The organism is Anaerococcus sp. HMSC065G05 (genome assembly GCF_001812365.1).
Classification (GTDB): domain Bacteria; phylum Bacillota; class Clostridia; order Tissierellales; family Peptoniphilaceae; genus Anaerococcus; species Anaerococcus vaginalis.
In genome coordinates, this window is sequence record NZ_KV808727.1 from 1 (window position 1) to 2,775 (window position 2,775).

Consider the following 2,775-nt stretch of genomic DNA (forward strand, 5'->3'; position numbering starts at 1 on the left):
TTTTCTTGAGGTATCTCTTGCATACCATTCATTCATAATATTTAGAAATGGGGTAAAGTCGCTTTCTGCTTGTTTTTCGCTATCTATTCCGTTATTGATGGCAATAAATCTTACTCCCTTTTCTTTGAAAAGTATTTCGGTATAAAAACCTACTTTGAGGTAATCTCTGCCAAACCTGCTCATATCTTTTACTATCACAGTAGATACTTTGTTTTCTTCTACTGCTTTTATCATCTTTTGAAATCCCTCTCTATCAAAGGTCGTTCCGCTTACTCCATCATCGGTATAGTGATAGATATTTACAAAACCGTTTCTTTTCGCATAGCTTTCAAGCAGCTGCTTTTGATTGGTGATGGAATTGCTTTCTCCTTGCATTTCATCATCACGACTTAAACGCTCATAAAGTGCCGTTTGTCCTGTTCTTTTCGTATTTGACATGAGAATTACCTCCTTTCCAAGTTTTTATTATTTTCTCTGTCCCTAAGAGGTTAATCCTTTAGGGTCTGTTACTACATAGGAAGAATGCATTTGCATTAGATTTGGCTTTACATAAAATCTCGTTTTACCTGATCCAGAACCACCTATTACTAATACATTTTTATTTCTGGCATATTTAGGGTTTTTAGGTCTTGAGTTCATTGTTAGTCTTTCGGTATTAGTTATGAGAACATTGTTTTCAAACTTAGGGTCAATATATGGAGCAATATCCTTACTTTCTCCCCAGGAAGCGTTTTGTCAAGTATCTTTTTATATTTATGGACGCTTTTTCTATAAAGAATTTTAACTTTTAGACAAGAAAAAAACAGTAAACCTTTTTTGATTTACTGTTTTGCTGTTAGCTTTATTAAAATTTATTAGTTAGATATTGGGTTAGAAACTCAAATGTATAATTTTTGTTCTGTTTAACTTATCCGCAAAATACATATATATTCTTGTTTTTAATTTCAATCTCTTACAATGCTTTAATGCTCCATCAAAAAAGCCTGTAACTTCTACTAACCCTGTATTCGTGCAGCTTGCAAATTCTTTTGGGTCATCTACGCTAAAATACATTTGTGCGTCTTCATTTCCCGTTTGTTTTACATATTTATTTGCAAGCTCTAATCCCTTGGAATTTGTTGCGTCAAATATCAATTCTCCGTTAGGAATCAATGATTTCATGCCCTTAATCATATCTACAATTTTTTCTTTATCAAAATATTGATATACTCCTGCAACTACAATCATTGTCGGCAAAGAAGTATCTATTTCTTTTATCCAATCAAGAGTAAACATATCCCCTGCTATCAATCTTTCATTATCGGCATTTCCTAATACTTTTTTTCTTAGTATTATGACATCCGGCAAATCGATTTGATAGAAATTAACTTTAACATTTTTTATGCGATTATATGCTGTTTCCAATCCTGCACCTAAAAAGACAATATTACATTCATTGTTTTTTTCGATGAAACTAATAATTTTTTTGTCCATCGTTTGTTGTCTGCAAACACTTGCCATATAAAAATATTCAGTAGTATTACTTTCTATACTGTTTGTGGGTATATGTTGTTTTAAGGATAATGCTTTTTCATCATAAAAAAAATCAGGAAATTTTTCAGACGCATAAACTCTTGCTATAAGAGGAATATATAGAGTATCTGCAACACCACTAAGCAACTCATTTTTGTTCATCTCCATGTCCCTCCTTTCTCATTTTATTTTGCAAGTTATGTGAAACTAATTATTTTCATTATACCACTTTCCCACTTAGTTTTATAGGTCTAACTCGTTCTGCTTTGCCTGTGATAGTTGCTTTTCTTGTACCTGTAATTGCTCTATACAAACCTTAAATTTTTCTGCCTGTTCTACTTCTTCTCGTATCTCTAATATTTGATTATATAGGCTCTTTTTCTCTTTCTTCAAAGTAGCAAGTTCTGATTTCCATTTGCTGATGGCTAAGGTCTTACTTTCTCCTAAATGCTCTTTCAGATGTTTCTTTGCACTTTCAAATAAAATAAGTTCTGCTGTATGCTCGTTATAAAAATCTTCCTGTTTGCTTTTCTTTGTCTTGGTATAGGCTTTGTAGGTGTCCTTATACTTCAAATATTTTTCTGATTGGTCGATGAGTTGTGTTTTTTCATCAATCTTTTTCTCAGTATCTTTTAAGGCTCTTGTGGTCTTGTAATTCTTATCTCGTAAATTAGTAATGCTTTCTTTTAGTTCAGATAATGAATTGATGTTTTTCTCTTTTAGTAATTGACAACTCTCAATATATTTTTCCAAGTCTGCATTGTTGTTATCTGCATTTTTACGAATAAGCTTTTCAAAGATGAATAACAGGTTCTCTTTGGGTGGGAGGGTGGATTTTGTATTTTCTTTTTCTGTTTTTTCTTCTTTTCCAATTCCTCTTATCCAATTTAGTAATGCCTTTATTCTTCTTGAGATTTCTCTTAAAATCGAATTTTGATTTTTGATTTCTCTGTTGATATTTCCTCTGTCTGTGGCTATGCCTTTCTTCTCCATTTGTGTTGCTGATACTCCTAAATGAATGGTTGGGATTTGCTCTATACCCTGTCTTTGATAAGAACGGTGATCTACTTTGTCCTGTATACTATTTTCTTCAAGATATTTGTTTGTAATGTCTGCCCATGCTTTTCTCCACTCTTCCGCTTTGTCTTGCTCGTTCCAATCGGTTGTATTTATTTTTCTTGTTTTGTAATTACCATTTTTTAGTTTTACTTTTTCGCCATTTTTATCAAGGACATATTCCTTTTTTGATTTTGCTCCCCATGT

3 protein-coding genes and 1 pseudogene are annotated in these 2,775 nt (G+C 32.3%); all 4 read right to left on the reverse strand.

The window, feature by feature from the left end; translation table 11 throughout:
• On the reverse strand, window positions 1–438 hold a 438-nt coding region (locus tag HMPREF2852_RS08435), incomplete at its 3' end, for a recombinase family protein (RefSeq protein WP_186821943.1).
• A 54-nt stretch (window positions 439–492) separates the two neighbouring features.
• A pseudogene (locus HMPREF2852_RS09640) lies at window positions 493–732 on the reverse strand (type IV secretory system conjugative DNA transfer family protein); the annotation flags it as partial.
• A gap of 138 nt (window positions 733–870) precedes the next feature.
• On the reverse strand, window positions 871–1,680 hold the full coding sequence (locus tag HMPREF2852_RS08440; protein ID WP_261668280.1) for a class I SAM-dependent methyltransferase: 810 nt from the start codon (window positions 1,678–1,680) through the stop codon (window positions 871–873).
• Between the two features lie 75 nt (window positions 1,681–1,755).
• Window positions 1,756–2,775, reverse strand: a 1,020-nt coding sequence (locus HMPREF2852_RS08445) for a MobA/MobL family protein (protein WP_070607650.1), incomplete at its 5' end; no start/stop codon positions are given.